Source organism: Georgenia sp. G2120, from assembly GCF_055326485.1.
Genome location: NZ_JBUZNL010000003.1, coordinates 52158 through 76411, shown reverse-complemented (window position 1 = coordinate 76411; position 24254 = coordinate 52158). Strand labels below are relative to the sequence as shown.

The 24254-nt window shown below is 73.3% G+C and carries 22 protein-coding genes, 3 tRNA genes and 2 pseudogenes; 11 read left to right on the top strand and 16 right to left on the bottom strand.

What is annotated here, in order from left to right; genetic code table 11:
* The first annotated feature begins 50 nt into the window (after positions 1-50).
* On the top strand, positions 51-317 hold the full coding sequence (locus tag ACZLMO_RS04235) for a DUF7218 family protein (protein WP_463652960.1): 267 nt from the start codon (positions 51-53) through the stop codon (positions 315-317).
* Between the two features lie 10 nt (positions 318-327).
* The gene (locus tag ACZLMO_RS04230; protein ID WP_425713759.1) at positions 328-564 is read left to right on the top strand and encodes a hypothetical protein; all 237 of its coding nucleotides are present in this window, start codon (positions 328-330) and stop codon (positions 562-564) included.
* Positions 565-596: 32 nt separating this feature from the next.
* On the opposite strand, the gene ACZLMO_RS04225 is transcribed toward ACZLMO_RS04230, so the two are convergent.
* The gene (locus tag ACZLMO_RS04225; RefSeq protein WP_463652959.1) at positions 597-1994 is read right to left on the bottom strand and encodes an MFS transporter; all 1398 of its coding nucleotides are present in this window, start codon (positions 1992-1994) and stop codon (positions 597-599) included.
* 190 nt (positions 1995-2184) lie between these two features.
* Between ACZLMO_RS04225 and ligD the strand changes: the two genes are divergently transcribed.
* Positions 2185-3315 (top strand): non-homologous end-joining DNA ligase, encoded by a 1131-nt coding sequence (gene ligD / locus ACZLMO_RS04220; protein ID WP_463652958.1) that lies wholly within the window; start codon positions 2185-2187, stop codon positions 3313-3315.
* A gap of 131 nt (positions 3316-3446) precedes the next feature.
* On the opposite strand, the gene ACZLMO_RS04215 is transcribed toward ligD, so the two are convergent.
* From ACZLMO_RS04215 to ACZLMO_RS04185, 7 genes are all read right to left on the bottom strand, one after another.
* A complete protein-coding gene (locus tag ACZLMO_RS04215) occupies positions 3447-3707 on the bottom strand; it encodes a GlsB/YeaQ/YmgE family stress response membrane protein (RefSeq protein WP_425713762.1) in 261 nt (86 codons plus the stop codon).
* A gap of 180 nt (positions 3708-3887) precedes the next feature.
* Positions 3888-4868, bottom strand: a complete 981-nt coding sequence (locus ACZLMO_RS04210; protein ID WP_425713763.1) for an EamA family transporter — start codon at positions 4866-4868, stop codon at positions 3888-3890.
* Positions 4865-5785 carry an AEC family transporter gene (locus tag ACZLMO_RS04205; RefSeq protein WP_463652957.1) on the bottom strand — a complete coding sequence of 307 codons (921 nt, stop codon included), beginning with the start codon at positions 5783-5785 and terminating at the stop codon, positions 4865-4867. The genes ACZLMO_RS04210 and ACZLMO_RS04205 overlap by 4 nt, the downstream gene beginning before the upstream one ends.
* Entirely contained in the window at positions 5782-6717 is a 936-nt protein-coding gene (locus ACZLMO_RS04200) for an endonuclease/exonuclease/phosphatase family protein (RefSeq protein ID WP_463652956.1), read from the bottom strand. Before ACZLMO_RS04200 ends, ACZLMO_RS04205 begins: the two co-directional genes overlap by 4 nt.
* Positions 6714-7181 carry a peptide-methionine (R)-S-oxide reductase MsrB gene (gene msrB / locus ACZLMO_RS04195; protein WP_463652955.1) on the bottom strand — a complete coding sequence of 156 codons (468 nt, stop codon included), beginning with the start codon at positions 7179-7181 and terminating at the stop codon, positions 6714-6716. The genes ACZLMO_RS04200 and msrB overlap by 4 nt, the downstream gene beginning before the upstream one ends.
* Positions 7182-7254: 73 nt before the next feature.
* Entirely contained in the window at positions 7255-10053 is a 2799-nt protein-coding gene (locus ACZLMO_RS04190; RefSeq protein ID WP_463652954.1) for a mechanosensitive ion channel family protein, read from the bottom strand.
* A 35-nt stretch (positions 10054-10088) separates the two neighbouring features.
* Positions 10089-10448 (bottom strand): metallopeptidase family protein, encoded by a 360-nt coding sequence (locus ACZLMO_RS04185; protein WP_425713786.1) that lies wholly within the window; start codon positions 10446-10448, stop codon positions 10089-10091.
* A gap of 207 nt (positions 10449-10655) precedes the next feature.
* On the opposite strand from ACZLMO_RS04185, the gene ACZLMO_RS04180 reads away from it, so the two are divergent.
* The 3 genes from ACZLMO_RS04180 to ACZLMO_RS04170 all read left to right on the top strand — a co-directional run bounded on the left by ACZLMO_RS04180 (position 10656) and on the right by ACZLMO_RS04170 (position 10974).
* A tRNA-Glu gene (locus ACZLMO_RS04180) sits at positions 10656-10728 on the top strand.
* Between the two features lie 63 nt (positions 10729-10791).
* Positions 10792-10865 (top strand) — tRNA-Asp (locus tag ACZLMO_RS04175).
* A gap of 36 nt (positions 10866-10901) precedes the next feature.
* A tRNA-Phe gene (locus tag ACZLMO_RS04170) sits at positions 10902-10974 on the top strand.
* Positions 10975-11027: 53 nt separating this feature from the next.
* Here the strand turns inward: ACZLMO_RS04170 and ACZLMO_RS04165 are convergent.
* Entirely contained in the window at positions 11028-12995 is a 1968-nt protein-coding gene (locus ACZLMO_RS04165) for a peptidoglycan DD-metalloendopeptidase family protein (RefSeq protein ID WP_463652953.1), read from the bottom strand.
* Between the two features lie 255 nt (positions 12996-13250).
* On the opposite strand from ACZLMO_RS04165, the gene ACZLMO_RS04160 reads away from it, so the two are divergent.
* Both ACZLMO_RS04160 and ACZLMO_RS04155 read left to right on the top strand, forming a co-directional pair.
* Positions 13251-13745, top strand: coding sequence for a phage holin family protein (locus ACZLMO_RS04160; protein WP_425713769.1), 495 nt, complete (start codon positions 13251-13253; stop codon positions 13743-13745).
* Positions 13742-14053 carry a DUF3618 domain-containing protein gene (locus tag ACZLMO_RS04155; RefSeq protein WP_425713770.1) on the top strand — a complete coding sequence of 104 codons (312 nt, stop codon included), beginning with the start codon at positions 13742-13744 and terminating at the stop codon, positions 14051-14053. Before ACZLMO_RS04160 ends, ACZLMO_RS04155 begins: the two co-directional genes overlap by 4 nt.
* Positions 14054-14162: 109 nt before the next feature.
* Here ACZLMO_RS04155 and ACZLMO_RS04150 read toward each other — a convergent pair whose 3' ends face one another.
* On the bottom strand, positions 14163-14378 hold the full coding sequence (locus ACZLMO_RS04150) for a BldC family transcriptional regulator (RefSeq protein WP_425713787.1): 216 nt from the start codon (positions 14376-14378) through the stop codon (positions 14163-14165).
* A gap of 343 nt (positions 14379-14721) precedes the next feature.
* Here ACZLMO_RS04150 and ACZLMO_RS04145 point away from each other — a divergent pair, with 343 nt between their 5' ends.
* Positions 14722-14919: a DUF3073 domain-containing protein gene (locus ACZLMO_RS04145; RefSeq protein ID WP_425713771.1), complete on the top strand. Its 198-nt coding sequence runs from the start codon at positions 14722-14724 to the stop codon at positions 14917-14919.
* A 336-nt stretch (positions 14920-15255) separates the two neighbouring features.
* Here ACZLMO_RS04145 and purM read toward each other — a convergent pair whose 3' ends face one another.
* The 4 genes from purM to ACZLMO_RS04125 all read right to left on the bottom strand — a co-directional run bounded on the left by purM (position 15256) and on the right by ACZLMO_RS04125 (position 19369).
* Positions 15256-16428: a phosphoribosylformylglycinamidine cyclo-ligase gene (purM, locus tag ACZLMO_RS04140; protein WP_463652952.1), complete on the bottom strand. Its 1173-nt coding sequence runs from the start codon at positions 16426-16428 to the stop codon at positions 15256-15258.
* Positions 16425-17885, bottom strand: coding sequence for an amidophosphoribosyltransferase (gene purF / locus ACZLMO_RS04135; RefSeq protein ID WP_425713773.1), 1461 nt, complete (start codon positions 17883-17885; stop codon positions 16425-16427). The genes purM and purF overlap by 4 nt, the downstream gene beginning before the upstream one ends.
* A 61-nt stretch (positions 17886-17946) precedes the next feature.
* A complete protein-coding gene (locus ACZLMO_RS04130; RefSeq protein ID WP_425713774.1) occupies positions 17947-18480 on the bottom strand; it encodes a hypothetical protein in 534 nt (177 codons plus the stop codon).
* Between the two features lie 118 nt (positions 18481-18598).
* Positions 18599-19369, bottom strand: coding sequence for an SDR family NAD(P)-dependent oxidoreductase (locus tag ACZLMO_RS04125; protein WP_463652951.1), 771 nt, complete (start codon positions 19367-19369; stop codon positions 18599-18601).
* Positions 19370-19559: 190 nt separating this feature from the next.
* On the opposite strand from ACZLMO_RS04125, the gene ACZLMO_RS04120 reads away from it, so the two are divergent.
* Both ACZLMO_RS04120 and ACZLMO_RS04115 read left to right on the top strand, forming a co-directional pair.
* A complete protein-coding gene (locus tag ACZLMO_RS04120) occupies positions 19560-20114 on the top strand; it encodes a GNAT family N-acetyltransferase (protein WP_463652949.1) in 555 nt (184 codons plus the stop codon).
* Between the two features lie 194 nt (positions 20115-20308).
* Positions 20309-21217 (top strand): annotated as a pseudogene (locus ACZLMO_RS04115) (LacI family DNA-binding transcriptional regulator); the annotation flags it as partial.
* Between the two features lie 384 nt (positions 21218-21601).
* On the opposite strand, the pseudogene ACZLMO_RS04110 reads toward ACZLMO_RS04115, so the two are convergent.
* Together ACZLMO_RS04110 and ACZLMO_RS04105 are read right to left on the bottom strand one after the other, a co-directional pair.
* Positions 21602-22336 (bottom strand): annotated as a pseudogene (locus ACZLMO_RS04110) (xylulokinase); the annotation flags it as partial.
* Between the two features lie 203 nt (positions 22337-22539).
* Positions 22540-23823: an alpha-hydroxy acid oxidase gene (locus tag ACZLMO_RS04105; protein WP_463652948.1), complete on the bottom strand. Its 1284-nt coding sequence runs from the start codon at positions 23821-23823 to the stop codon at positions 22540-22542.
* Between the last annotated feature and the right edge of the window lie 431 nt (positions 23824-24254).

Here is a 24254-nt window from a genome sequence, read left to right as displayed (position 1 = left end):
GGAGGCACGACCAGCGGCGCGGCTCACGCGCCGACGAGGAGGGAGACGACATGCCGAGGGACGAGACACCCAGCCTGAAGAAGCCCGAGATGTACGAGGAGCTGCGGGACGAGGGCGCGTCGAAGGAGAAGGCGGCCCGCATCTCGAACGCCGCGGCGAACGAGAGCAAGAAGGAGGTCGGCCGCCGCGGCGGGGAGGCCGGCAGCTACGAGGACTGGACCGTGGAGGAGCTCAAGGACCGGGCGAAGGAGCTCGGCATCGAGGGCTACTCCGACAAGAGGAAGTCGGAGCTCGTCGACCTGCTCCGCAACCACTGAGGGGGACGCCATGGCCATGTGCGCCACGTGCGGGAACAGCTACGAGAAGACCTTCACGATCACCACGCACGACGGCACGACCGCGGACTTCGACTCGTTCGAGTGCGCCATCCACGCGGTGGCGCCGACCTGCGCCCACTGCGGGTGCCGGGTCGTCGGCCACGGGGTCGACGTCGACGGCACGTCGTACTGCTGCAGCCACTGCGCGCGTCAGGTCACCGCGGCCGACCTCACCGACAGCGCCTGAGGCCCGGCCCGCCGCCGGTCGGCCCGCGGTCGTCAGGCCGTCCGACCGGTGAGGCGCTCGTCCGACGTCGGACGAGCGCCCTGCGGCGAGGGGGCAGGTGACGGTTCGGCGTGCGCGCCGCCCGTCGCGGCGGTCCGTCCGTGCACGAGGTGGTAGCGCCCGAGGGACACGACGACGACGCCGGCGAGCACGAGGTACATCTCGGCGTAGCCGGTCACGCGCAGGAGCTGGGCGAGGATGACCGGCCCGAGGCCGACGCCGAGGTCGACCATGAAGAAGTGCGTCGAGATCGCGAGGCCCACGCGCCGCATGGGCACCTTGGACACGGCGATCGCCTGCAGGGCGGACATGAGCGTGCCGTAGCCGAGGCCCATGAGCGCGCCGGCGACGACGACCATCCAGTCCGCGGTCGCGAGCCCGAGGACGGCGAGGCCGGCGGCGAACGCGACGACGGCGATGCCCACGACGACGTTGTCGCCCCGGGGGTCCTGCAGCGTGCCCATGAAGAACCGGGTGAGAAACATGACGACCGCGTAGACGAGGAAGAACGCGCCGGCGCCCGCGACGAGGTTCGCTGCCTCCGCGTAGGAGTTGAGGTAGGTGAGCACGCCCGAGTAGGCGATGGCCATGACGAGCATGAACGAGGCGATCGGCAGGACGGCGGGATGGAGCATCTGGGCCGGGTCGAGGCGGCGCATGCGGGCGCGCTCGTCGTCGGGGATGGGCTCGTCCTGGGTGCGCAGGAACAGGGAGACGACCATCGCGAGGACGGCCGCCACGGAGGCGACGACGAACATCGCGGTGGCGCCGGGCCCGTTCCACAGCATCAGGCCGAGGAAGGGGCCGACCGCCGTCGCGAGCGTCATGCTGAGCGAGAAGTAGCCGGTGCCCTCGGCGCGCCGGACGGACGGGATGACGGACTGCGCGATCGCCATCGCCGCGGTGCTGGCCAGCGCGAACGCCACGCCGTGGATCGCGCGGACCGCGAGGAGCAGTCCGAGCGAGTCGACGAGCAGGTAGGCCAGCGAAGCGACGACGAACGCGACGAGCGACCCGGTGAGGACGCGCCGCTTCCCGAGGAGGTCACCGAGCCACCCGGCGAAGAGGCGCGCGACGGTCGAGCCGATGACGAAGATCGAGGACGCGAGTCCGCTGGCCGTCTCCCCCGCCGCGAACCGGTCGACGGCGTACATCGCCATCGTCGTGACGAGGAAGTAGAAGACGAAGGCGAGGAGGAAGTTGACGATCCACGCGAGGACGAGGTCGGCCGTCCAGAGGCGGGCCCTGCCGGCCGGTCGCGGGGAGGAGGTGCCGTCCGGCCGTCGTGCCGTCCGCCGCGGGCGCGCGCTCGTCGACCACTGCTGACCATCCGTTCCCGTCTCAACTCGCCCGGCTCGCGCCGGAGGACCGGTCGGAGGGGTCGGGCCCAAGGGTTCCGGGCCGCCGATGATCCTGACATCGGGTACGCCGTTATGCCGGTCGTGCGAATCCTCACCCCGGTGCCGCTTGCGGGATCTTCGGGCACCCGCTCGAGCGCCGGCGGGCGGGGCGGGGCGGCCGGGGGTAGCGTCGGGCTCACCATCGGCGGGGCACCGGTCCCCGCACCGAGAGGGGGCCAGGATGGCCGACCCCGACCGCGACACGGTCGAGATCGACGGCCGCCGGGTGCGCCTCACGCACCCCGAGAAGGTGATGTACCCGTCGACCGGGACGACGAAGCGCGACGTCGTCGACTACGTCGTCGCCGTGGCTCCCCTCGTCGTGCGGCACGGCGCGGGCCGGCCGGCGACCCGGAAGCGGTGGCCGGACGGCGTCGGGACCGCGCAGGATCCCGGCCAGTCGTTCTTCGCGAAGGACCTGCCCGGCAGCGTCCCGCACTGGGTGCCGCGCCGCGAGCAGCAGCACGCCGACCACGTCAACACCTATCCCCTGCCCGACGACGCCGCGACGCTCGCCTGGTTCGTCCAGATGGGGACGCTCGAGATCCACGTGCCGCAGTGGCGGTTCGGGCCGGCGGCGAGGCAGGAGCTCCCGCCCGACCGGCTCGTCCTCGACCTCGACCCCGGGGAGGGCGCGGGGCTCGCCGAGTGCGTCGAGGTGGCCCGGCTGCTGCGGCCCCGGCTCGACGACCTGGGCCTCACCTCGGTGCCGGTGACGAGCGGCAGCACGGGGGTGCACGTCTACGCCGGGCTCGACGGCTCGGCGACCAGCGACGAGGTGGCCGAGGCCGCCGCACGGCTCGCCCGCGAGATGGCGGAGGAGCACCCGGACCTCGTCGTCAGCACGATCCGCCGGGACGTGCGGCGCGGGAAGGTGCTCATCGACTGGAGCCAGAACCGGGCGGCGCGGACCACGGTCACGCCGTACTCGATGCGGGGGCGCACGCGACCCACCGTCGCGGTCCCACGCTCCTGGGACGAGCTCGAGGACGCGGACCTGCGCCAGCTGACGATCGACGAGGTGCTCGAGCGGGTGCGGGACGTCGGCGACCCGATGGACGTCATCGCTCCGCTCGAGGGCCGCGCGGGCACCCGCCACGGCGCCGCGATGCCGGTCGAGGAGGGCGGCGACGCAGGGACGACGGAGGACGGCACGGGCACGGGGACGGGGACCACGGGGGACGGCACGGGCACGGGGCGCTACGAGGACCGCACGGTCGCCGAGCTGCGGCGCCGCGCGCGGGATCTCGGCCTCCGCGGCTACTCCGACCTGAGAAAGGCGGAGCTCGTCGACCTGCTCCGCAACCACTGACCGACCGCCGGACGTGCCGGAGGGGCCGGCGCCCGGTCGGGAGCCGGCCCCTCCGGGCCGTGCAGGTCGGACGGTCGGTCGACCGCCCGGTGCGGGCGCCGGGTGGCGCCCCGGGGTCAGAGCCCCACGGGTCAGCGTGCTGCGCGACCCGCGCGGCCACGGACCGCGATGAAGATCGTGATGAAGACGATCGCGAGCACGACGCCCGCGATCCAGGTGACGATCGTGGAGCCGTCGAAGAGCGAGTCCGCGATCCACCCGCCGGCGAGCGCTCCGAGCGCGCCGAGGATGATGGTCCACAGGATGCCGAGGTTCTGGTCACCCTTCATGAAGAGCCGGGCGAGGGCGCCCATGATGGCACCGACGACGACGAGAGAGATGAACGACCACATGATGTGCCTCCTTGTCCGAGGGCCGGTGGGCAGCCCCCTGTTGTGACAGCGGGCCTACTGTTGCACCATCTGCGCACAACCGCACGCAGGCGCGGCGAGGGGAAAGTCACGGTTCGGCACCGCGTTATCGGGAGGCCCCCGCACGGTCGCCCGCCGGACATCTCGTCCTTCTCGGCGCGATCAGGCCTTCTCGGACCCCGGCCGACCCTGCCGCGGCGGCGCTGGGCGGCTTGCAAGCCCCACGGCGACCGAGACCATGACGAGCCCGGCGATCTCGGCGGCGTTGGGCACCTGCCCCAGCAGGACGAGTCCCACGAGCAGCGACGTCACGGGCAGCAGCGAGCTGAGCAGGGCGAACATCGCCGCGGTGAGCCGCCGGAACGCGACCTGGTCGATGACGTAGGGCACCACCGAGGACAGCACGGCCACGGCGACGACGAACAGCAGGTTCTCCGGCCGGAACAGCGGGCCCGACCCGGGCAGCCCGACCGGCGCGTACACCACGGCGGCGATCGCCAGCCCGACGGCGAGCGTGTCCGCCCCCGGCACCCGCGCGGCCTGACGCTGGCCGACGAACATGTACATCGCCCACGTCGCCCCCGCCAGGAGCGCGTAGATCGTGCCGACGAGCTGGTCGGGGTCGGTGAGGTCGACCCCGAGGCCGCCGATCGTCGCCACGCCCGCGAAGGCGAGCACGACCGCCGCCCGGGCGAGCCACCCGCGGCCCCCGATCGCCGCGAGGATCACGGGACTGAGGTATTCGAGGGACACGGCGGTGCCCAGCGGCAGCCGGGCGATCGACTCGTAGAACAGGAGGTTCGTCCCGCCGAGGGCCAGCCCGAACGCGACGGTCCAGCCGAGCGCCGTCCACGGGTGCTCGCGCGGCCAGCGCCGCCACGGCCGACGCCACGCCACGAGGATGAGCGAGGCGACGAGGATCCGCCCCCAGCCGACGGCGAGCGCCGGCGAGGACGCGAACAGCCCGACGGCGAGCCCCGAGCCGACGTAGCTCGACGTCCCCGACATGAGGAAGTACACCGGCGGCGGCACCTTGCCCACCGCGCGGGAGAGCGCCCCGCCTCGGCCGGGACCGCCGCGCGAACCGCCGGGCGGTCCGCCGGGTGCGCCGTCCGGCGTCGTCGGGCCGGGTGTCCCGCTCACGACAACAGCCCGGTCGCGGCGACGATGACGGGCACGCACGCCACGCTGGTGACGAGGATCGCGCGGCGGGCGAGGTCGACGTGGGCCTCGTAGCGCATGGCGTAGACGAAGACGTTCTGGGCCGTGGGCAGGGCGGCCACGACGACGACGCCGAGCAGCACGTCGCCCTCGAGGCCCGCGACCGGCCCGCCGATCACCCAGGCGAGGAACGGTCCGAGAGCGACGCGCATGGCGATCGCCGTCCACACCACCGGGGTCGGTTCCCGGTCCGGCCCGCTGCCGCCGCCGTGGATCGACAGGCCGAACGCGACGAGCAGCATCGGCACCGTCATGTCGGCGAGCATCTGGACGGGCTGCGCGAGCACGGTCGGCAGCTCGAGGCCGGTGAACGACAGGACGAGGCCCGCGATCACGCCGAGCACCGGAGGGGAGAGCACCGGGGTGACGACCCGCCGCCGGCCGGAGCCGGAGCGGCCGGTGAACCGGTCGAGCAGGGCGAAGCTGAGCGGCGCGAGCACGAGGAGCTGCAGCATCATCGCGGGCACCACGGGTGCGGCCGTACCGACGGCGAGGACGAGGATCGGCAGCCCGATGTTGCCCGCGTTGACGTAGGACGCGGACAGGGCGCCGACCACCGTCCCGGCGGCGTCGACCCTGAGGATCGTCCGGGCCACGACGACGAAGAGCGCGGCGACGACCAGCGCCGTGACGATCGTGACGACGGAGGCGAGCGAGAGGACGTGCGCGACGTCGGCCGTCGCGACCGTCGTCAGCATGAGCATGGGCACGCCCACGTGGAAGACGACGGTGCTCAGGGTGTCGGCGCCGCCCTTCCCGACGACGCCGGTGCGCGCGAGCACGTAGCCCACGACGACGATGAGGGTGAGGCCGGCGAACCCGGTGACGACCCCGGTCACGAGGCGCCGGTGGCGTGCGCGCCGGCGACCCGGGCGTCGGTGATCGTCGCGACGAGCGTGAGGTGGTCCGAGACGGGCAGGCGGTGGACCTCGCCGGAGGCGACCAGGTCGCTCGTGCCGAGGACGTGGTCGATCTGGCGGTGCGGGCGGCGGGCGGGGAACGTGGGCCCGACGGCGAGGGGCGTGAGCCCGGTGGCGGCCGCGACGTCGTCGGGGCCGAGGTTGAGGTCGCCGGCGAGGACGTGGGTGCCGGGCAGGGCGGTGAGCCGCTCGGTGACGGTGCGGAGCTGGGCACGCGCGGCGTCGGCGCGGGTGCTCAGGTGCGTGGCGGCCACGGCGAGCGGGCCGCCGGGGGCGTCGATCTGGGCGGCGAGCGCGACGCGGGCCTCGTCGCGCCGGAGCACGCGCGGGCCGACGCGGAGGACGGGGCCGCCCTGCGCGAGCGGGTGGCCGGGGCGCAGGAGCCGCAGCTCGGCGGGGAAGCTCCATGCGTGCCAGGCGCGCACGGGCAGCCGGCTGAGCAGCGCGACGCCGTAGCCCGGCTGCCACACCGCCGGCGCGACGAGCGGGCGGAGGCGGGGGCCGCCGCGCGGGCCGACCTCGGCGGCGGCGAGGCGCCACCACGACGTGCCGAGCATCCGCGCGAGCACCCGGGCCTGGTCGACGTAGCGCGAGCGCCGCTGACCGCGGTCGACCTCCTGGAGCGCGACGACGTCGAGGTCGAGCGCCGCGAGGGCCCGGCCGGCGGCGACGAGCGACGCGTGGTCGGGGTGGAGCGCGCAGGCGCCGGCGCGCGCGGGCGCGGTGCCGGTGGGCGTGGTACTGGTGGGCGCGGTGCCGACGTCGGCGGGCAGGCCGGGGCCTCCCCCGCTCGCCGGAGTTCCGTGCTGGAGGTTGACCGTGGCCACCCGGATCGGGCGGCCGGCCGTCACGGTCGCGACTCGGGGGCGGCCGCGTCGTCGGCGGTGGGGGCGGCCGCGTCGTCCGCGGGCGCGAAGCTGAGCGAGACCGAGTTCATGCAGAAGCGGTCGCCGGTGGGGGTCTGCGGGGCGTCGTCGAAGACGTGCCCGAGGTGCGAGCCGCACGTCCTGCAGCGGACCTCGGTGCGGACCATCCCGTGGGAGCGGTCCTCGATGAGCTCGACCGCGTCGGAGTCCTGCGGGGCGTAGAAGGAGGGCCAGCCGCAGTGCGCGTCGAACTTGGTCTCCGAGCGGAAGAGCTCGGCGCCGCACGCGCGGCAGGAGTACAGGCCCTCGCGGTGCTCGTCGAGCAGCTCGCCCGTGCCGGGGCGCTCGGTGCCCGCGAGGCGGAGGACCTGGAACTCGGCCGGGTCGAGGATCTGCCGCCACTCCTCGTCGGTCCTGCTGACGGCGTAGTCGCCGGTGGAGGTCGTCATGAGGCCATCGTCCTCCTCTTCGGCGCGGACGTCACGTCCGTCCGCCCCCGGCCGATGTGGTCGAGAGTGCGGGTCAGTCGCCGCCGCCCCCGTCGCCACCCTCGCCGCGGCCGGCGCCCGTCGCACCGCCGCCGCCGTCCGAGGCGTCGCGGCCGTAGACGACCTCGTGGCCGCGCGGCGGCCGGCCCGACCGGTCGCGGTACCGGCGCGGGGTGGACCCGGGGTCGACGCCCGGGGTGGACTCGGGGTCGTCGGCCGGGGCGACCGCGGGATCGTCGGCCGGGGCGACGTCCGCATCGGCGCCGGGCCCGGTACCGGCACCGCCCGCGGCCCCTCCCGCCGGCTCGACGGCCGCATCGGTCGCGGCGAAGTGCTCGGCGTCCAGTGCCGGCAGCACGGACGTCTCTCCGGAGCGCGGCGGCTGCACGTCGGCGGGCGGGGCGTCGCCCAGCGCGCCGGTGACCTCGACCGGCCCCTCGACGACCCGCTCGTCGCCGAACGCCTCCGACCCGTCGTACACGGCGGCGCGATCGTCGTCGTCGACCACCGGGATGCCACCCGTGGCGACGGAACCGAAGGCGACCGCCGCGGCGTCCGAGGTGTGATCCTCGCCGTCGACCGCCTCGCCCTCGCCGGTGGTCGCCGCCCGGCGCCGCTCCACGCCGGCCTCGAGCTCGGCCTGCACGGCCTCGTCGGGCCCGGTGAACTTCGCGCCGCGCTCCTCGTTCTCGGGGGTGCCCGTGTACATCGAGGAGGCGTGCGCGCCGGTCGTCGTCGTGACCGACGTCGCGTCGGACACGTCGGGCCGTTCCGCCGCCGACTGCGGCGTGATGACGGGCGGGAGCTGCCCGGCTGCGGCGGCGGAGCGCGCGCTCGGCGCCGACAGCCCGCGGCCGAACCGGTAGACGAGGCTCGTGCGCAGGGGGCCGAGCGGGAACTCGTCGCGCAGGCCGGGGACGGCGGACCCCTCGGCGGACTCCCCGCGGTTCTGCCACACCATGTCGTCCGGGTAGCCGGGCGGGTAGACGGCCGCGGTGTTCGCCGAGCCGGCGGAGATCGCCGAGACGGCCGACGTCCGTGTCCGGGCCGTCCACGCCACCGGCCCCTCCGACGCCGACGACGCCGAGGGCGCCGCCGCGTGGGCCGCGGACTGGGCCGAGTGCGCCGACTGGGCGGAGGAGGCCGACTGCGCCGACCCGGCGGAGCTCGCGGAGCGGGCGGACCAGGCCGAGCGGGCCGAACGCGCGGACCGGGGCGATCGTGCCGACCTGCCCGAGCGCTCGCCGCGCTCCGCACGCTCACCGCGCTCGCCGCGATCCGCCCGCCCCGGACGCCCGGAGCGGGTCGCTCGGCCCCGCTGCCCGTCCGTCGCTCCCGTCGAGGGCGCGCCGGTCCCGCTGGTCCGGGAGTCGGCGTCGGGGGCGTGGGTCGTGTCCCCCGGGCGCGAGGCGGCGAGCGCCTCCTCGAGGGCCTCGGTGCTCATGACGGTGGTCTGGGAGCCGGTGTCGTCGTGGTGCCCGACCTGCCCGCGCCGACCGAGCGCGCCGCCGACCTCGCGGGCCCGGCGCCGGTCCTCGCGGGCCGCCCGCCGACGCGCCCGGCGCGCAGCCGACTCGCGCTGCTTGCGCGCCTCGACCGTCTCCTGCCGGACGGCCGCGGCCTTCTGCGCCACCTGCTCCTGGTCGCGGTAGCTCTTCTCGATCTCCGCGAGCTCGGCGAGGTCGGCGTCGAGGTCGGCCTGCTCGTGGACGTCGCGCGGGCGGGGCGGCGTGAGCGCCTCCAGCGGCGGCTCGTGGTCCTCGATCCGCGTGCGCGGCAGCGCGTAGGGGGCGTGGGTCTGGAGGAAGTCGAGGAGCTCCTCGCGCAGGTAGTAACGCAGGTCGACGAGCGTCCCGGGGTCCTTCGCGGAGACGAGCGCGCGGACCGTGACGAACCCGCCGACGGCGTCGTACACCTGGAAGATCCCGAGATTCTTGTCCCACAGCGGCGTGGCGTCGAGGAGGCGCTGCATCTCCGCGCGCATCGCGGGCACGGGCACGCGCCAGTCGACGTCGAAGGTCACCGTGCCGAGGATGCTCGTCTCGCGTCGGGTCCAGTTCTCGAAGGGGTTGGTCGTGAAGTGCGACGACGGGAGGATGATCCGCCTGTTGTCCCAGGTCAGCACCACCACGTAGGTAAGGGTGATCTCCTCGATGTAGCCGTACTCGCCGTCGATGACGATCGTGTCGTCCACGCGGATCGCGTCTGTGAACGCGAGCTGGATGCCGGCGAACAGGTTGGCCAGCGTGCTCTGCGCCGCGATACCGGCGACGACCGACAGCACACCCGCCGAGGCCAGCATCGAGGCGCCGGCCGCGCGGGCCCCCGGGAAGGTCAGCAGCACGATGGCGATGCCGATGATCCAGACGACCACCACGCCGACGCGGCGCAGCATGACCGCCTGCGTCTGGATGCGGCGCCCGTGGGTGGAGACCTCGCCGCCGCCCGCGCGCTCCCGGACGCCCTTGAGCGCGAAGTCCTCGGCCACGTTGGCGAGCGCCGCCACGAGCCACGTGACGCTGAGGATGATCGCCACGACGAGCGCGTGCTGGATGACCCCGCGCCAGCCCGGCACGCGCGCGTCCGCCGGGAGCCGCGTGGCCAGGTAGAAGCCGACCATGGTGCCGATGACCATGAGCAGCAGCCGGACCGGCCCCTTGATGCGGGCGTAGACGATCCGGATGCCGGCCCTGCGGCGCGCGAGGAAGCCGAACACGGCGCCGAGCAGCAGCGCGACGACGAGGCCGGCCGCCGCCCCGATGACCGAGCTGCCGGCCACCGAGAGGACGTCGAGCGTGGTCTCGATGGCCTGGTCGGTCTGCTCGTCGTCCATGCCTCCAGGCTAGGGCGCGGGGCCCTGCCCGTGCGTCACCCCCAGCCGAGCTCGTGCAGCCGCTCGTCGGAGATGCCGAAGTGGTGGGCGATCTCGTGCACCACGGTAACCGCGACCTCGTCGACGACCTCCTCGACGTCCTCGCACCAGCGCAGCGTGGGGCCGCGGAAGATCGTGATGCGGTCGGGCAGGGACCCGGCCCAGCCGTCGTCGCGGTCGGTCAGCGGCGTGCCCTCGTAGATGCCGAAGAGCTCGCCCTCCTCGACGCCGTCCAGCTGCTCCGGCGTGGCCTCCTCCTCGATGAGGACCACCACGTTGTCCATCGCCGCCGCGAGCTCGGGCGGGACGAGGTCGAGCGCGTCGGCCACCGCCTCCTCGAACTCGGCCTCGCTCATCTCCACCACGGGGCCATGGTCGCACCCGGCCCGCGGTGGGCCCGGGACGGGGGCGGCGTCGGGACGGGGGTGGCGGCCGGGGCAGTTCGTCGTCGTCGGATGTTCGTCCGGGCATGACGGAGCGCACACCCGAACTGGTTGGAACCATCGCCGCGGGCCACCTATGCTTGTCCAGGCCTCAGGACGCCTGGGCGACGGGAGTCTCCGGCCCCCATCGTCTAGCGGCCTAGGACCCCGCCCTTTCACGGCGGTAGCACGGGTTCGAATCCCGTTGGGGGTACGCTCCTTGACCGGTGCGTACCGAGCAGGTCAGCACGACAGCAGGATCAGAAGTACACAGCAAGGCCCTGTAGCGCAGTTGGTTAGCGCGCCGCCCTGTCACGGCGGAGGTCGCGGGTTCAAGTCCCGTCAGGGTCGCAGTCGAGCCGGTCGAACGGCCGCGCGTCGGCGCAGGGCTCTGTAGCTCAGTTGGTAGAGCGTCCGACTGAAAATCGGAAGGTCACCGGATCGACCCCGGTCGGAGCCACTGCACAGAAGGGGCCGGATCCCACGCGGATCCGGCCCCTTCTCGCGTCTGCGTCACGAGAAGCGGTAGATCCCGAGCGTGTCGGAGCCGTCGCCGTCCCAGTCGCCCACGTAGGTCTCGTCGGCGGCGCGGCCGTAGTCGATCTGGGTGTCGGCCCAGCCGGACTCCATCGAGTTGCGCACGAAGTAGGTGAACCCGCGGCGCACGGCGAAGGTGTCCTCGCCGTCGGCGTCCCAGTCGCCCACGTACACGTCGTCGCCGGCGCGGCCGTAGGAGATCTCGGCGTCGGCCCAGCCGGACTCCATCGTGTTGGACACGAAGAACTCGTTGCCCCGGCGCACGGTGAACGTGTCGGTGCCGTCGCCGTCCCAGTCGCCGACGAGCACCTCGTCGCCGGCGCGGCCGTACTGGAGGACGACGTCCGCCACGCCCGACGTCAGCGAGTTGCGGATGTAGAACTCGTTGCCGCGGCGCACGGCGAAGGTGTCGGTGCCGTCGCCGTCCCAGTCACCCACGTACACCTCGTCGTCGGGGCGTCCGTAGTTGATGGTGACGTCCGGGTTGCCCGGGCTGTTGGTCTGGCGGATCCGGTAGGTGGCCTCGCGGCGGTAGGCCACGGTGTCGGTCCCGTTGCCGTCCCAGTCGCCCACGTAGAACCGGTCGTAGTAGCTGCCGAAGCTGAAGATCGAGGTGGCGCTCGTCGTGAAGGTGTCGGCGAGGAAGAATCCCTCGTCGATCCCGTGCCGCACGCCGGGGGTGACCGCCACGGTCGAGTGGTGCAGCCAGCCGGAGCGGGAGCCGACGGTCACGCGGTACCAGCCGTCGATGAGGGCGTCGACGACGTCGATCCGCGCCCCCGCCCCGAGCGACGCCACCTGGTTGCCGGCGTCGAAGGCGCGGGAGGAGCGCAGGATGGTGGCCGCCGTCGTGCGGGCCTGGGGCTCGCCGGAGCGGACGGGCGAGACGTCGGAGGCGTGCGCCCAGCCGGTGACCCCGTTCGCGCGGACGCGGACCCAGTCGCCGGTCTTGTCGCCCGGCCAGCCGGTCATCGGGGTGAAGTTCGGGACGGTCGTCAGCACCCGGGCCCCCGACGACGCCGACGCCCGGATCGGGGTCGACCCGATCGCGTAGTACCGGCAGGTGGCGGGCGTGGTCATGGGGACGGCGCGCACGGCGGCCTCGCGCAGGTCGACGCCGCGGCCCGAGAACCAGCCGATCGGCTCGACGCGGGTGCCGCGCAGGTAGGCGTCGAGCCAGATCTCGAGGTGGAGGTGCGGGGCCGTGGACACGCCGGTCGAGCCGACGTCGGCGATCCGCTGGCCCGCGCGCACCGTGTCGCCGACCCGGACGTAGCGGTCGCGGTCGAGCGTGTGGGAGTAGCTGGCGAACACGTGCCGGCCGTCGATGGTGTGGCGCACGAGCAGCCACTCCCCCGCCACCGGGTCGTTGAGCTGGTTGACGACCACGCCGTCCGCGATCGCGTAGAGCGGCGTGCCGGCGGGGGCGCCGAAGTCCACGCCGCCATGGCTCGTCGAGCCGTACATGATCGGGATGCAGCGCGGGCCCATGTACGAGGTCAGCGCGTACGTGTTGCTGCCGAGCGGCCCGACGATCCCCCGGTTGCCCGCCGGCGGTGCGTCGATCTGGGCGAGCGGCCCTGCCGTGATCGGCGCGTTGCTGCGGGTCTGCGGGACGAGCTCGCCCTCGCGCAGGGGGTCGTCCGAGGGGGCCGGGTCCGCCGGGAGGGCGTCCGGGCCGGTGGCGCCGGGGGTGTCGGCGTCGTCGGGGGCGTTGCTGCTGTCCTCGGTCCCCGGGACGGTCGTGGGCTCCTCGAGGGCGGGGTCCTCGGGCGCGGGTTCCGGGGTGGTGGGGGCCGGAGTCGCCGCGGCGGGGCCGGCGGCGGCCGGACCGGCGAGCGTGAGGAGCAGGCCGAGCCCGACGGCGGCGCTCAGGCCGGTCGGGCGACGTCGCCCGGTCGAGCCGGTCGGGAGGGGAAGGGACGAGCGCACGGTGGTCCTCATGGTGGTCTGCGGGGTGGCCGGGGAAGTGGAGCCGCGCACAGCGTGCCACTCGCGCCGGCTCCGGAAGCCGTTATGCGCGGGAGGTCGCCGGTTGTTCACCTCGGGGAGGTTGTGGATGGCGCCGACGGCCCGACGCGAACCGGCCGGTCGGCGCTCCGGTTGGGGTCGGGTGGCGCACACCATTACGCTGAGCGAGAGTCACACCAGGCGGCATCAACGGCCGCCGGTGCAGCGACACGGAGGAGATGATCCACGGTGAGCCAACCCGATCTGGGCGGCGTCGACCCCACAGAAGCGCGCCAGGCACCGGGGCTGTCCCCGAACGCCCCGAACGCCGAGCCGTCGGTCGGCGAGCTCTTCAGCCGGATGTCCCAGCAGGTCTCTGCCCTGGTCAAGGGTGAGATCAACCTGGCGAAGACGCAGGCGACCGAGAAGATCAGCAAGATCTCCAAGGGCGCCGTCTTCCTGGCGGTCGCGGGCGTCCTCGCGCTCTACGGCCTGGGCATGGTGTTCCTCACCGCGACGTGGGGCATCGCCGAGGCGCTGCCGCTGTGGCTGTCGGCGCTCATCGTCACGGTGGCGATCTTCCTCGTCGTCGGGATCCTCGCCCTCGTCGGGATCAAGACGCTCAACAAGCACAAGCAGTACAACGTCGCCCCGCAGGAGGGCCTCAAGGAGGATGTCGCGGCCCTGAAGAAGGGTCTCGGCAGCGACGACGACACCACCTCGGACGAAGGGTCTCAGCGATGAGCGAGGCGAACGGCTCCGCGCCGGAGAAGAAGAAGCAGTCGGCCGAGGAGATCCAGGCCGAGATCGAGCGGACCCGGGCCGAGCTGACGTCGACCGTCGGCGAGCTGTCCTACAAGCTCGACCCCAAGCGTCAGGTCGAGGCCGCCAAGGCCGGGGCCAAGGACGCCGTGGGCGGGGTGAAGGACAAGGCCACCGGCCTCGCGAAGGGCGTGAAGGAGGGCGACTCCGGCGCGCTGACGGTCGCCGGTGTGGCCGCGGCCGTCGTCGGCGTCTTCGTCATCGCCGCCATCCGCGGCAAGAAGGACTGACCGGAGCAGACGCTCCACGCGCCGAGCCCGCAGGCCCCGTGCCGAGCCCACCGACGCCGTCGGTGAGGTGGACGCACGACCTACGGGCTCGGCGTCGTTCTGTGCGGCCTCACCCGGCGGCGCGCTGCCGGGCCTCCGGGTCCAGCCCGACGCTGCGCATGAGCTCCTCGACCTCGTCGCGGCGGAACCGGCGGTGCCCACCGAGGGTGCGGACCGCCGCGAGCTTGCCGGCGTTCGCCCACCGCGTGACCGTCTTGGGATCCACCCGGAAGCAGGCGGCCACCTCGGCGGGTGTCATCAGGTCGTCGGTCGGCGTCGCGTCCATCTTCTGCATCCCTCGTCCCGGTTCGAGCGGTCCTCATCATCGTCGGCCTTGCACGGTCCGAAATCCTGGGCCCATGGTCCCGACATAAGGGACCACTCCGGCGGACCGGGCAGCGGTGGACGGCGGCACATCACACCCCGCACGACGCCGAACAGCAGAGCGCTCCGGGCCGGCGCGTCGTCGTCGTGCACCCGTGGTGTGTGCCCAACGACGCCCTGGCGGGAATGGGCACCCGCCCCGACGGCGGGGTACGGTGGGCCCACGACAGATACTTGACCACTCAGCCGGGACCCCATCGTTCGCGATGCTTGCCCCGGTTCCTACGTTGGAGGGGGTCGGCTCCATGGGGCGCGGCCGTCAGAAGGCAAAGCAGACCAAGGTTGCCCGCGAGCTGAAGTACTTCAGCCCTGCGACCGACTACGCGGCACTCGAGCGCGAGCTCGCGTCCCGGGGAGACGGTGGCGACAACCAGAGGTCGTACGAGACGACTCCGGCGGCGGACGACGACGACGAGTGGGACGGCTACTCGGCCCGTTCCTGACGCCGAACGCCCGGTGACCGCCGGGCGAGGTCAGGGCGGGGCGTCACCACCCCGGTACGTCGGACGAGGTCCACAGCGACACGGCGCGAGGCGTCGTCGGTTCGGCGTGCCCGCGGGCGTGGGAGGCGGCTGAGCCGCGCTCTCGACATGTGCGCGGGGCGGGCGGCGGCTCCCCACCGCAATGTCGGCGTGCACCAACCGCAATCTCGACGAGAGACGACGGCGCTGGACCGCACCCTCGACACGTGCGGGGCTCCCAACCGCAATCTCGACGTGCACCAACCGCAATCTCGATGACGACCAACCGCAATCTCGACGAGGGAGAGCGAGCGCCGGTCAGGCGGGGCGGTAGCTGCCCGTGAGGTGGACGGCTCCGCCGTCGACGCCCTTGGTTCCGCTGACGACGCGCGCGCCGTCGGGGGCCGAGCCGTCACCGAGCGCGATCTCGCCGATGACCCACGAGGGCACGTCGGCGTCCGCGAGCAGGACCATCGCCTCGTCGACGCGGTCGGCCGCGAGCACGGCCACCATGCCGACGCCGAGGTTGAGCGTGCCCTCGAGGTCGTCCCACGGCACGCGCCCGAGGCCCTGGAGCAGGCCGAAGATCGGCGGCACGGCCCACGAGCCGCGGTCGACGCCGGCGACGAGCCCGGCCGGCAGCACGCGCGCGAGGTTCGCCGCGAGCCCTCCCCCGGTGACGTGCGTGAACGCGTGCAGGTCGGCACCCAGCGCGCCGGCGAGGTCGAGCGAGGGGCGCGTGTAGAGGGCCGTCGGCTCGAGCAGCTCCTCCCCCAGCGTCCGGCCGAGCTCGGGGACGTCGCGGTCGAGGGCCCAGCCGGCCGCGTCCACCACCCGCCGCACGAGCGAGTACCCGTTGGAGTGCAGGCCCGAGGACGCCATGGCGAGCAGGACGTCGCCGTCGCGGACGCGCTCGGGGCCCAGCACGTCCTCGGCGTCGACCACGCCGGTGGCGGCGCCGGCCACGTCGTACTCGTCGGGGGCCATGAGGCCCGGGTGCTCGGCGGTCTCGCCCCCGAGCAGCGGGACGCCGGCGATCTCGCAGGCGGCGGCGATGCCCCGGACGATGTCGGCGATCCGGGTGGGCTCGACCTTCCCGCACGCGATGTAGTCGGTCATCAGCAGCGGCTTCGCACCGACCACCACGATGTCGTCGACGACCATCGCCACGAGGTCCTGCCCGATCGTGTCGTGCACGCCCATGGCCCGCGCGATCGCGATCTTCGTGCCGACGCCGTCGGTCGAGGTGGCGAGCAGCGGGCGGCCGTAGTCCTTGAGCGCGCTCGCGTCGACGAGCCCGGCGAAGCCGCCGAACCCGCCGAGCACCTCGGGGGTCAGCGTGCGCTGGACGGCGGACCTCATCAGCTCGACGGCGCGGTCGCCGGCCTCCGTGTCGACGCCGGCGGTGGCGTAGGTGATGGCCTCCCCCGTCTCCCCGCCCGAAGGTGCGGGGACCACGGGGCGAGGCTCCGGCGTCGTGGGCGTGGTCATGCGGACACCACCGGGGTCAGTGAGGCGTTCTCGTGGCGGATCGGGTACGTGCCGGTGAAGCAGGCGGTGCACAGGCGCCCGGCGTCGACGGCGGTGGCCGCGACCATGCCGTCCACGGAGATGTAGCCGAGCGAGTCGGCGCCGAGGGAGGCGCGGATCTCCTCGACGCTCATCCCGTTGGCGATGAGCTCGGCACGGGAGGCGAAGTCGATGCCGTAGTAGCAGGGCCACTTGACCGGCGGTGAGGAGATCCGGACGTGCACCTCGGCGGCGCCGGCCTCGCGCAGCATCCGCACGAGCGCGCGCTGGGTGTTCCCGCGGACGATCGAGTCGTCGACGACGACGAGCCGCTTGCCCGCGATGACCTCGCGCATCGGGTTGAGCTTGAGCCGGATGCCGAGCTGGCGGATCGTCTGCGTGGGCTGGATGAACGTGCGGCCCACGTAGGCGTTCTTCACGAGGCCCTGGGCGAACGGCAGGCCGGACTCCTGGGCGTAACCGATCGCGGCGGGCGTGCCGGAGTCGGGGGTGGGGATGACGAGGTCGGCGTCGGCGGGGGCCTCGCGGGCCAGCGCCCGGCCCATCTCGGTGCGCGCGGAGTTGACGGAGCGGCCGGCGATCGTGGTGTCGGGGCGCGCGAGGTAGACGTACTCGAAGATGCAGCCCCGGGGCTCGGCCTCGGCGAAGCGGCTCGATCGCACACCGTCGGCGTCGATGGCGAGCAGCTCGCCGGGCTCGACCTCCCGGACGAACGTGGCGCCGACGATGTCGAGCGCCGCCGTCTCGGACGCCACCGCCCAGCCGCTCTCGAGCCGCCCGAGGACGAGGGGGCGGATGCCGTGCGCGTCCCGGGCGGCGTAGAGCGTGTGCTCGTCCATGAACACGAGCGAGAAGGCGCCGCGCAGGAGCGGCAGGACGGCCGTCGCGGCGTCGCCGAGCCCGCCCGCGGTGGCCGGCTCGGTGCCGAGGAGGTGTGTGATGACGGCGGTGTCGGTGGAGGAGCCCTTGCCGAGGTCGCCGCTGAGGTCCGTGCCCGAGCGCTCGCGGACGATCTCGAGGAGCTCGCGGACGTTGGTGAGGTTGCCGTTGTGGCCGAGTGCCACGGTGCCGGTCGCGGTGGGGCCGAGGGTGGGCTGGGCGTTGTGCCAGGCACGGCCACCGGCGGTCGCGTAGCGGGCGTGGCCGACGGCGAGGTGCCCCTGCAGCGACTCGAGCGCCTGGTCGTCGAAGACCTGGGACACGAGCCCGGTGTCCTTGTAGACGAGGATCGACTGCCCGTCCGAGGTGGCGATGCCCGCGGCCTCCTGGCCCCGGTGCTGGAGGGCGTACAGGCCGAAGTAGGTCAGCCGCGCGACCTCCTCGCCGGGCGCCCACACGCCGAACACGCCGCAGGAGTCCTGCGGGCCCTTCTCTCCGGGGATGAGCTCGTGCGAGAGCCGACCGTCGCCACCTGCCACGCCCGGCAGTCTCTCACGAGGGTGGGCGGTGGTTCGGGGAGCGTCCGCGGGGGGGCGGTGCTCAGGCGGCCGCGGCGGTGCGGGCGGCGTCGGCGAGCGGGACGCGCGCGCCGGGCTCGACGCCGAGGAGCGTCGCCAGCTCCGCGTCCCGGATCGGGGCGGTGATGTCGCCCTGGCGCAGGAGGAACAGCACGTCGAGGATCTCGTAGCGCGGCCGCCCGTCGGCGAGCGCCTCGGTGAACCGGGACCCGCCGGGCACGAACCCGCACTCGACGGCGGCGAAGGTGCGCGGCGCGTCGTCGGCGCGGTCGTGGACACGCACGGACGCGACGACGTCGGCGACCGCCTGCCCGTACCGCTCCGCGTTGGCCCGCACCGCCTCGCCGACCGTCGCCGCCGCGCCGCCGAGCAGCTCGAAGCCGGGCCAGGACGAGTCGACGGCGCGGGCGACGAGGGCGTCCCAGTCGACGTCGGCACCGGCCCTGATCTCGACGCCGCCGCACGGCGAGAGGTCGTCGAGGTCGCAGGACGAGTCGTCGACGACGACGTCGAGGCGCTGGGCGTCGGGGTTCGTCGTCGGGGCGGTCGTGGTCATACCGCCATTGCACGCCGACAGCCGCGCGGCCGCAAGGGGTGGTGCGGTCGCTCGGCGATCGGGGCGGGCAGGGAGCGGGGCGGGGTTCGCCGTCGGGCGGGGTGTGTCGACCCCCGCGTCACATGGCGGTGTAGCCGCCCTCGAGCATGACCGTGCTGCCGGTCATGAAGTCGGACGCGGGGGCCGCCAGGTAGAGGACGAGGTCGGCGACCTCGACGGGCTGGCCGAATCGGCCGAGCGGGATCTTCGCCTTCATCGGGTCGCCCTTCTCGGGCGGGCCCCAGACCTGCTCGCCCATCGGCGTGAGGATGACGGTGGGGGCCACGGCGTTGACCTGGATGTTGTGCGGGCCGAGCTCGCCGGCGAGGACCTTCGTCAGCGAGATGAGGCCGCCCTTGGAGGCGGCGTAGGCGGCGTGGTCGTCGGCGGCGATGACGCCGGTCTGCGACGCGATGTTGATGATCTTGCCGCGCCCGCGTTCGATCATGCTCGGCGCGATCTCCTGCGTGAGGGCGAACGGGGCCGTGAGGTTGACGGCGAGCGTGAGGTCCCAGTCCTCCTGGCTCAGCTCGGTGTAGGGGGCGACGCGCGCGACGCCGGCGTTGTTGATGAGCACGTCGACGTGGCCGAGGAGCTCGAGGGCCTTGCGGCCGAGCTCGCGCGCGCCGGCCGGGGTGGTGAGGTCGGCGGGCACGAGGTGGGCGGTGCGGCCGTGGGCGCGGACGGCGGCGGCGGTGTCCTCGAGCGCGGCCTCGTCGCGGCCCGAGAGGACGAAAACAGCGCCGGCCTCCGCCAGAACCTGGGCGATCGCCTCGCCGATGCCGCGCGAGGCGCCGGTGAGGAGGACGGTCTTCCCCTCGAGCGAGAACCGGGCGTTGAGGTCCGACATGGGGTGCTCCTTCGTCGCAGCGTGGGCCCGCAGGGTGGTGCCGTGCGGGCCTGGGCCCGCAGCTCCGGTCGGTGCGGGTGCTCGGGAAGGTATGACCGGTGCAGACAGGTTGTCCACCCGGTGCTCAGATGTGGGTTCTGGTTCTCCGAAAACTAGGTGCTGCCACGCTCATGGACGCACAATCAGGGGCATGCCTGATGTCGACCTGCCGTTCCGCTCCGCCGCCGGCGAGAGGGTCGCGCTGCGCAAGGCGATCGACCGGGACCTCGACGGTCTCGTCGAGCTGCGGTCCGACCCGGACGTGCGCCGCCACCTCGGCGGGGCCGTCCCCGCCGGGCGCGTGCGGGACCTGTTGACGGCCCGCAGCATCTCGTGGTCCACGGAGGGGTCGGGCGAGTTCGTCGTGGCCGACGCGGAGTCGGACGACCTGCTCGGCATGGTCGTCCTCGACCGCCGGCCCGCGACCCGACCCGGGCACGTGCGCGACGAGGGCGAGGAGCTCGAGCTGTCCTACGTGCTGCGTCGGTCGGTGTGGGGGCGCGGGCTCGCGCGCGAGGCGGCCGGCCTGCTCCTGCGGGAGGCCGCCGCGCACCTCGAGGACCAGCCGGTGCTGCTGGTGAGCACGGTGGACAACGCACGGTCGATCGGGCTGGCCAGGCGGCTCGGGTTCGAGGACGCGGGGACCTTCACCGAGTTCGACGCCGAGCAGTGGCTCGGGAGTCTGCGGCTCGGTCGCTGGGCCTGACGCTCCCCCGCCTGTTGCGCATATTTGCGCATCCGCTCCACCTGCTTGCTCTCCTCCCGACGCAGGTGCACCATCATGCGCAAACGTTTCCGCATCGGCAGTGACGCCAGGACAGACCCGGCATCCCCACGACCGCCGCCCCGCCGAGGGGCGCGGCGAGCATCTCCGGCGCGGACCTCGACGAGGAGGACCAGGTGGGCATCAGGGAGGTCGCTCGAGCCGCGCACGTCTCGGTGACGACCGCGTCCCGCGCGCTCAACGGCACCGGGCGCGTCGCGGAGACGACCAGAGAGCGCGTGCGCGCCGTCGCCGAGGAGCTCGGCTACCGCCCCAACGAGCTGGCCCGTCAGCTCAAGCGCGGGAAGAGCTCCTCGGTCGGGATCGTCGTCCCGGACATCACCAACCCGTTCTTCTCCGAGCTCGCCCAGGGGGTCCAGGAGGTGGCGGCCCGCCACGGCGCGGTCCTGCTACTCACCGCGACCGGCGCCGACCCCGGACGAACAGCCGAGGCGATTGCTCAGATGCGGGCACGCCACGTCGCCGGAGTCGTCCTTGTCGAAGACCAGCTCGACGACGACCGGCTCGTCCGGGCGCTGGACGGCATGCGGTTCGTCGCCCTCGACCGCGAGCTCGACCCGAGCCGCGCCACGTCCGTGACCAGCGACCACCGGTCCGGCGGCCGGCTCGCTGTCCAACATCTCTTCGACCTCGGGCACCGGCGGATCGCCCACGTCGGGGGACGGCCGGAGATCGCCGTGGCGAGCGAGCGCGCCGCCGGCTATCGGGAGGGTCTCGCAGCCGCCGGGATCGACGTCGACCCGACGCTCGTCGTCGAGGCGGACTTCGAGGAGGAGGCCGGCTACCAGGGCACGCTCCGTCTCCTCGCCCGCGGCACCGACCTCACCGCGATCGTCGCCGTCAACGACCTGGCCGCCATCGGGGCGATCCGCGCGCTCGACGAACACGGCCTCGCGGTACCGCACGACATCAGCGTCGTCGGCTTCGACGACATCCACCTCGCGTCCTACGTGCGACCGGGGCTCACCACGATCCACCAACAGATCGACGAGCTCGGGCGGCAGGCCGCCGAGCTGCTGCTCGACGACGAACAGGAAGGGCGTTCCCGCATGCTCGATGTCCACGTGGTCACCCGAGGGACCACCGCACCGCCTCCGGCCGTCGCTGCCGATCGGCGCCTGGGAGGCCTGGAGCGTGATGAGGTCGTACGGGCTGAGGTCGAGGGCCTCGGCCGCCGTCACCTCGGGCTGGCCGTAGGTGTCCCGCCACCACCGGAGCACGACGCCGGCGGCATGCGCGGTGCCCTCCATGTCCCAGCGGTGCGGGATCGCGTGGGCGCCGAAGGAGACGCCGCTGTCGAGGTTCGCCGCCATGTCGGGGGCCTCGTCGAGCTGGGCGACCATCACCGCCGCCGTGCCCAGCGAGAGCTCGGCCATGCCGGCCTTGTTGACGGCCGAGCCGACGGCCGCGCACTGCTGGTCGCCGCCGCCCGGCGAGAGGACCGTGCCCTCGGCGAAGCCGGTGGCCAGCGCGCCGGCCGCCGAGACCGCACCGACGGGCCGCAGGTCGTGGACCATCGGCGGCATGAGGTCGAGGTCGAGCCCCGCCCGCTGGAACAGCTCCGGGGAGTAGTCGAGCGTGGTGAGGTCGAACATGCCGTTGTAGTTGAGCGCCGACGGGTTGGCGAAGAGCTCGGTCGACCCGAGCCGGTGGAGAATCCACTCCTGGCCGTTGAGGATCTTCCACGTGCGGTCGTAGATCTCCGGGCGGCGGTCCTTGAGCCACTTGAGCTTCGGGTAGACCCACAAGCTCGAGGGGTTGAGGCCGGTGATGCGGCAGTACTCGTCGGAGCCGATCTCGTCGTTGATCCACTGCGTCTCTGCGGTGGCGCGGCCGTCCGACCAGACGATGGCGTCGCTCAGCGGCTCCCAGTCCTTGTCGACCGGGACGAACGAGCCGCGCTGCGAGGAGACGCCGATCGAGACGATGCTCGTCAGATCACCGCGGAACCGGCTGGTGGCCTGCTTCGAGGCGAGGCAGACGCCCTCCCACAGCTCGTGCATGTCCTGGTCGACCCACCCGGGGTGCGGGTGCTTCGTCCGGTACTCGGCGTAGCCGCTGCTCATGACGTTGCCGTCGCGGTCGAAGATCATGACCGTCGTGCCGGTCGTCCCGGCGTCGATGCCGGCGAAGTACTTCTCCATCGGGGCCTCCCCAGGCGGTTGCGTCGTTGCGTTTCGACACTATCCGAGGGGAGTGGTGGGCCTGAGGGTGGGTGCGAGCGCAGGCGGAAGAACGCGCTTATGTGCGGGGCTGAGCCGCACTCTCGAGGACGACAAACCGCAATCTCGACGAAATCGCGTCGGGAGCGCGGTCAGCGTGCGTCGTGCTCCTCGCTACGTGCCGCTCAGACCGACGACGCCGACCTCGCCGGCACCTCGCCCGCCACACCACCCGGCGCCGCCCGCGGCACGAGTCGCTGCAGTTGCGTGACGTGCCGCGGCTCGAGCTCCTCGACGGATGCGACCTGCAGCAGCTTCATCGTGCGGACGACCTGCTCGGAGAGGATCTGGATCGCGCGATCGACGCCGTCGCGCCCACCGGCCATGAGCCCGTAGAGGTAGGCGCGCCCGACCATCGTGAACCGCGCACCGAGCGCGAGCGCCGCCACGATGTCGGCGCCGTTCATGATCCCGGTGTCGAGCGCGATCTCCGTGTGGTGGCCGACCTCGCGCACGACCTCGGGCAGGAGGTGGAACGGAACCGGTGCACGGTCGAGCTGACGACCGCCGTGGTTGGACAGCACGATCCCGTCGACGCCCAGGTCGACGAGCCGCCTGGCGTCGTCGACGGTCTGAACGCCCTTGACCACCAGCTTCCCCGGCCACATCGAGCGGATGGTCGCGAGGTCGTCGTCGTCGATCGTGGGGTCCATCGCGGAGTCGAGCAGCTCGCCCACGGTGCCGCCCGTGGAGGACAGGGAGGCGAACTCGAGCTTCGGCGTCGTGAGGAAGTCGTACCACCACCAGGGCCGCGGGATCGCGTCGGCGATGGTGCGGAGCGTGAGGCTCGGTGGGATGGAGAAGCCGTTGCGGGCGTCGCGCAGGCGGGCGCCGGCGATCGGGGTGTCGACGGTGAAGAGCAGCGTGTCGAAACCGGCCGCAGCCGCGCGCTCGACCAGGTTGTACGACGTCTCGCGCTGCCGCATGACGTAGAGCTGGAACCAGTTGCGGCCCGTGGGGTTGGCGGCGCGGACATCCTCGATCGACGTGGTGCCGAGGGTGGACAGGGCGAACGGGATGCCCGCCGCGCCGGCCGCCCCCGCGCCCGCGCTCTCGCCCTCGGTCTGCATGAGGCGGGTGAAGCCGGTGGGCGCGATGCCGAACGGCATGGCGGACGGTCCGCCGAAGATCGTCGTGCTCGTGTCGACGGTCGAGACGTCATGGAGGATCGACGGGTGCAGCTCGACGTCCCGGAAAGCCTGCCTGGCCCGCGCGAGCGACAGCTCGGCCTCCGCGGCGCCGTCGGTGTAGTCGAAGGCGGCGGCGGGCGTGCGGCGCTTGGCGATGCGGCGCAGGTCCTCGATCGTCAGAGCCGAGGCGAGCCGCCGCTTCTTGAGGTCGAGGCTCGGCCGCCGGAGCTGCACCAGCTCGAAGATCTCGCTGGGGCGGGGGAACTGCCGCTGGACCATGGTCCGACCTCCTGGGCGATGAACGATCACGCACGTGCCCGACGTCGGACGCGTGCCACCCAGCACGCTACCGCTCTGCGCGTGGTGCGGTGGACGCGCGCCGGGGTTCTCCCGATACCTCCGCTCCCCTTCTCGGCACCCGCGCCCCCTCTGCGCCGAGGCCACAGGTTGTGCGCCGACCCCGATGATTGTCGCCGAAGCTAGATGTTGGGTGCCTACCCCGAGGGTTGCCGCCGAACCTAGAGGTTGTGCGCCGACCCCGAGGGTTGTCGCCGAAGCTAGATGTTGTGCGCCGACCCCGAGGGTTGCCGCCGAACCTAGAGGTTGTGCGCCGACCCCACCCACGCCGTCACCTGGTTCGGCGGACAGGTACACGGGTCGGCGGACGAGTACATGGGTCGGCGACAAGGTGGTGGTTCGACGATCGCCGG